This is a genomic window from Brevibacterium sp., assembly GCF_052105255.1.
Taxonomy (GTDB): domain Bacteria; phylum Actinomycetota; class Actinomycetes; order Actinomycetales; family Brevibacteriaceae; genus Brevibacterium; species Brevibacterium linens_B.
The window spans coordinates 1-5,251 of record NZ_JBQDYQ010000105.1 but is presented as its reverse complement, the minus strand read 5'-3'; the positions used below and the strand labels follow the sequence as shown (position 1 = coordinate 5,251).

The 5,251-nt window shown below is 67.8% G+C and carries 6 protein-coding genes; 2 read left to right on the top strand and 4 right to left on the bottom strand.

From position 1 onward, the window contains the following. Together ACTIIH_RS15855 and ACTIIH_RS15850 are read right to left on the bottom strand one after the other, a co-directional pair. Positions 1 to 881: DUF4032 domain-containing protein (locus tag ACTIIH_RS15855; RefSeq protein ID WP_441452793.1), on the bottom strand; the 881-nt coding region annotated here is incomplete at its 3' end. Between the two features lie 3 nt (positions 882 to 884). Further along, a complete protein-coding gene (locus ACTIIH_RS15850; protein ID WP_441090156.1) occupies positions 885 to 1,592 on the bottom strand; it encodes an ABC transporter ATP-binding protein in 708 nt (235 codons plus the stop codon). Between the two features lie 228 nt (positions 1,593 to 1,820). On the opposite strand from ACTIIH_RS15850, the gene ACTIIH_RS15845 reads away from it, so the two are divergent. Next, entirely contained in the window at positions 1,821 to 2,849 is a 1,029-nt protein-coding gene (locus ACTIIH_RS15845) for a LacI family DNA-binding transcriptional regulator (RefSeq protein WP_441090157.1), read from the top strand. Then, positions 2,846 to 3,901 carry a LacI family DNA-binding transcriptional regulator gene (locus ACTIIH_RS15840; RefSeq protein WP_441452792.1) on the top strand — a complete coding sequence of 352 codons (1,056 nt, stop codon included), beginning with the start codon at positions 2,846 to 2,848 and terminating at the stop codon, positions 3,899 to 3,901. The genes ACTIIH_RS15845 and ACTIIH_RS15840 overlap by 4 nt, the downstream gene beginning before the upstream one ends. Positions 3,902 to 3,996: 95 nt before the next feature. Here ACTIIH_RS15840 and ACTIIH_RS15835 read toward each other — a convergent pair whose 3' ends face one another. Together ACTIIH_RS15835 and ACTIIH_RS15830 are read right to left on the bottom strand one after the other, a co-directional pair. Continuing rightward, positions 3,997 to 4,899 (bottom strand): trehalose-phosphatase, encoded by a 903-nt coding sequence (locus ACTIIH_RS15835; RefSeq protein ID WP_441090159.1) that lies wholly within the window; start codon positions 4,897 to 4,899, stop codon positions 3,997 to 3,999. Between the two features lie 10 nt (positions 4,900 to 4,909). Next, positions 4,910 to 5,251: trehalose-6-phosphate synthase (locus tag ACTIIH_RS15830; protein WP_441452791.1), on the bottom strand; the 342-nt coding region annotated here is incomplete at its 5' end.

Below are 5,251 nucleotides of genomic sequence, written 5' to 3'. Positions count from 1 at the left end.
AGGTCGAAGCCCAGGTCGTTGAGGCGGCGGATGCGTTCGTCGATGCGCCAGCGTTCGCTGACGCTGAATTCCTCGACCCGGGTCAGCTCCGCCCACAGGGCGTTGTAGGACTCGCACAGTCGCTCACCGGCCGCGAGCGGATCGGTCTCGGGGGCGACGAGTCCCGCGGCCTGCAGATCGAGGAAGTCCCCGGCGATGTTCATCCGCGCGATCCGCAGGTCCATGTTCCGCTGCCCGTCGGAGAGCTGGTCGTGCAGCTCGCCGGTCTCGGCGTCGACGACATAGGCGGCGTAGGCGTCGGCGTCGCGGCGGAAGAGCGTGTTCGACAGGGACACGTCTCCCCAATAGAAGCCGACGAGGTGGAGGCGGACGAGCAGCACGGCCAGAGCGTCGACGAGGCGACCGCCGGTGTCCTCGGCCAGGTCACGGGAGAACAGTGCACGGTAGGGCAGAGAGAACTCGAGATAGGCGGTGATGAGCGCGCCCTTGAGTGCCTGTCCCGATGCGGTCCTGCGACCGCCGACGACGGCGCGGGCCTCGACGAGGGGGACGTCGAGGTTGCCGAGCGCACCGAGGATGTCGAACTCACGCGTGGCCTGCGGGTCGTCGGTCTCCTTGATCGCGAGCACTTCGTCTCCGATCTCGACATAGCGCACGACGTGGCGGGAGATTCCGCGGGGCAGACCGCCCAGCAGGGTCTCCGGCCACTGAGCCAGCGGCAGATGCCAGGGGAGCTCGGCCAGAGCCGCATGATCGGCGTTCCGGACCGTGTGGATCTCCGGTTCGCGAGCAGCGCTGACCGATGCGCCCGCGCCGACCGACGTCGTCGCCGACGGTGCAGGGTGTGAGGACGGGTCCGGCGGGGGCAGGGTTCCCGGCACGGCTCAGGAGTCCGAGTCGGAGACCGAGGCCACGAGCGCCTCGGCGAGGTCGGGTGTCTCCACCCCGATCAGCCGTCCGTGGTCGAGGAACGCGATCCGGTCGCCGAGGACCTTCGCATCCTCGAAATCGGAGGTGGCGTAGATCGTCGTCAGCCCGAATTCCTGCTGCAGGTCCTTGATCAGCGACAGGGTCTCCGTCTGCTGTTCGGGGACGAGGTTGACCACGGGCTCGTCCATGATGAGCACCTTGGGTCGGCGGACCACGGCGCGGGCCAGGGCCACGGTCTGGCGCTGCAGCTGAGTGAGGTCGCCGGGAACCGAGTCGAGGATGTCGTTCAGTCCGATCTTGTCCATCACGGATTCGACGCGCTCTTGGATCTCATCGGCGGGCAGACCGTCGACGCGCAGCGCGAAGCCGAGATTGTCGCGCACGCTCAGGTGCGGGTAGAGCGCGTAGCTCTCCAGCGCCAGGGTGACATCGCGGTCGTTGACGGCGGCGTGGGTGATATCGGCACCGTCGATGAGGATGGTGCCGGTCTTCGGGGTCTCCAGACCGTGGAGCATCCGCAGGATCGTCGACTTGCCCGACCCGCTGGGCCCGTAGAGGACGAGGAACTCGCCGTCATCGACGAAGAGATTGAACGGGTGGACGGATTCGGACGTCGTGTTCTCGTAGACATGACTGAGGCCATTCAACGACACCGTTGACATAAGTCCTCCTAAAACTTCTGAATAACTCCGCGAGCAGCTGGTCGTCGGTGACCTGGCAGGGATGCTCAGTCACTCTTATCCTAAGGGGTGGATGGTTGGGGTGCTCTGTGAATTCGACAAAGCGTAGAGTGATTCTCAGCACGATGGCTGTGCGCCGACGCAGACCGCGGCGTCCACCCTCGCCGGATGCGCCGACGCAGACCGCAGCGCGAAAGTAGACTGATTCATATGAAGGTCACGTTGGACGAGGTCGCCGCCCGGGCCGGAGTCTCTCTGGCCACGGTCTCCCGGGTGCTCGGTCGCCGCGGTGCCGTCGCCGAGTCGACCCGGGCGAAGGTGCTGGAGGCGATGAGCGAGCTCGGCTATTCGCGCTCGACCCTGCTCCATGATGCGCCGAGGCGGCTCGTGGCCGTCAGCGCTCCCGGCAATCCCGAACATTGGCAGGTCCAGGTCTGCACTCGCGTGGCCAAGGCCCTGCAGGATCATGATCTCCTCGTCACCCGCCCGCTCGTCGAAACCGACCCGGAACCGCTGCAGACCGCAATCGAGGCGGGCGCAGTGGCCCTGGTGACCACGACGATGACGAGCCTGAATACGGAGATCCCCTGCATCCGCGTCGCCGAACAGTCCGCCACCGAGGAGGCCGACACGGCCGGGACTGAAGTTTGCGTGGCGGGTACGCCTGGAACCGGGCAGGGCAGTGCCGATGTCATCGCAGCGCGGCTCGACCTCGGCGGGGGGATGACCACAGCGTTCGAACATCTGCGGGCGATCGGGCACCGGAGGATCGGGCTGATCTGCAACGACAGCGGTGAACTGGCCGTCCAGCTCATCCGCCGCTTCCTCGCCGAACATCCGGCCAGAAACCTCGGACTCAACCTCGAGGACTGGATCTCACGGGTGCCGAAGTCGTTCTCCGGCGGATCGCGTGCGGTGCTCGAACTCAAGGATGCGACCTGCACAGCGGTGATCGTCCAATCCGCGCTGCAGCTGCACGGTACCCTCCACGGACTGCGGAATCGGCATCTGCAGGTGCCGCGGGACATGTCGGTCGTCGGGTTCGGCGATTCCCCGACGATGAAGTTCACTGGCCCACCGGCCACGGTGCTCGGCCTCGACGTCGAGGGGCTGTCGAATGCCCTCATCGATGCCACGCTGCAGACCCTGCGGATCTCGACGACGGGTCTGCCTTCGGTGCCTCCGGTGTTCCGTCCTCGACTCGTCGCCCGAACCTCGACGACGGCGGCCCGCCGATGAGCGAACACCTGCCCGAGCACCGGCACGTCCGTCTCGCCGAGATCGCCCGCACCGCCGGGGTCTCGAAGGCCACCGCCTCACGGGCCCTGCGCGACCCCGGATCGGTGTCGGCCGCCTCCCTGGCGAAGGTGCGGCAGGCGCTGGCGATCCTCGGCGCCACCGGGCAGGCCCCGACGACGAGTGCTGGGGACGGTGCCGGTTCGTCGCTCATCGCGCTCATCAAACCCGCGGTGTCCGCGGGCAACGTCGACCCGTATTCCCGGCTGGCGGAGATCCTGACGAACCGGATGTTCGGACTCGGCATCGCCGTCGTCCACATCGAGGCCATCGCCGAACGCAATGAGGCCCTGCTCGAGACGATCCTCGGCAGCGAACACGGCGGGCCCACGATCTCCGGAGCCATCGTCGTCGGCGGCGGTGCCGCCGGCGTGCTCGCAGGGATGCTCGCCGAACGCGGGCTGCCGCTCATCCGCATCTCGAATGCCCGCCACGACGACGGGATCTCGCGCATCTACCTCGACGCGACCGGCGGTATCGAAACCGCCGTGGCCCACCTCGTCCACCTCGGCCACAAACGCATCGGGCTCGCCGTGCTGCGCGATTCGGCTGCCCCGGCCCGCATCGCCGGATTCCGCAGATCGATGGCAGGGATCCTCCACATTCCCGCCACCCGTGATCAGGCCCCCGTCGTCGAGGCTGCCGGCGGAGCCATGGCCGGAGTCGCTGCCGCCGAGGAGCTGCTCGACCTGCGGTGCACCGCCGTCATCGCCTGCGCCCCGTCGCTGTCCTTCGGCATGCTCGAGGCCGCCCAGCGGCTGCGACTCGACGTTCCCAGGGACCTGTCCCTGCTCACGGTCGGCGACGTCCCCGATGCCGATGTCGTCCAACCGCCCCTGTCGCAGGTCGTCTACGACTGGGCGACCGTCGCGCAGTCGGCGATCGACGAGATCCGCGCGATGATCGCCGCCGGTGATGCGCGCGTGCACGTCGACTACACGGTCGACCCGGATCTCGTCCTCCGGGCCAGCGCCGTGCCCCCGCAGCGCCGCTGATCTCGGGTTTCGACCACAATCATCCTCGGCGAGGCGGTCCTGCCAAGACGTGGATCCGACCGGCGAGGCGGCCCGACCGCGGCCGTGGACGGTCTTCAATCGTGGACGGTGCGGAGGAAATCCGTGCGTTCGGCAACGAGGCGACCGAGCAGGTCGGCCACAGCCGCAGGGTCGGCGATCCGCCACGCAGCGCGAGTCTGCGCGGACCCGACCTTGACGGTCAGACCGGAGTCGAGGACGCGGGAGTCCGTGAGTTCGTCGAGTGCCGCGAAGGCGTCCTCATCGGTGACATCGTCGCCGATGTAGCCCATCGCCGTCGGTTCGCCGGCGCGGGCGAGCAGCCGGATGCCATCGCCTTTCGTCGCCTGTTTGACGGCGAGTTCCGTGATGTCGTGGCCTTCGATGACACGGATATCCGGGAACTCCTCGGCTACCTCGGTGGCGTGTTCATGGAGGGCCGCGGCGGCCTCGGGGGCGAGTCCTCGAGTGTGGACCGTCCGCGAATAGGGTTTGGACTCGATGAGGAAATCCGAGACACCGTCGGCATCGCCTGAGCCGTCGGCGCCCGGCAGCGTGTGTTCGAACGCGTCGAGATGAGCATCGATGGCGGCGAGTCTGTCCGCCTCGGCCGGAGCGAGCTCGGGAGACCGGCCCACTGCGGAGTCGGGATCGCGATCAGCGTAGGTGCCGAGTTCGGCCTCCGCGCCGTGCGAACCGATCAGCCACGCCGAGTCCGGCGCCTCGGACAGACGTCGCAGGGTCGCGATATCGCGTCCGGACACCAGTGCCACCCGAGTGCGCGGCAGCTCGGCAAGCGCCGCGATGGCCGAGGCCGATTCGGGGACCATCCGGGACGTCGACGGATCGTCTTGAAGAGGTGCGAGCACCCCATCGAAATCCAAGGCCAGCAGCAGCGATTCGGCGGTGGCGAGATCACGCAGGGCCACCTCGGCGGGGGTGGAGGGGGCAGGACCGAGCACGGTCGGCTTCGATGTCACTGTTCTTCTCCTAGCGGGCGGTGGAGATATCGTCTGTCCACTCGGCATCATCGGGTCGCTCGGCGCGATCTGACGGGGCCGCCGGCACGTCCGGCGGCGGTGCGGTCCGCTTCTTCTGCACCACGGGCTGTTCGGGGACGATGGCCTCGGGATTGTCCTTGATGTGCTCGAGCTCGGCGAGGAAGTTCTTCGACCACCGGCTCACGGTGTCGGTGGCGACCCTCTTGCGCATCTGCTTCATCCGGCGTGTGCGAGTCCTCTCGTCCATCTGCACAGCTTCGAGGATTCCCGCCTTGAGGTCGGCGATGTCGTGGGGATTGACCATCACCGCGCCCTTGAGCTGTTCGGCCGC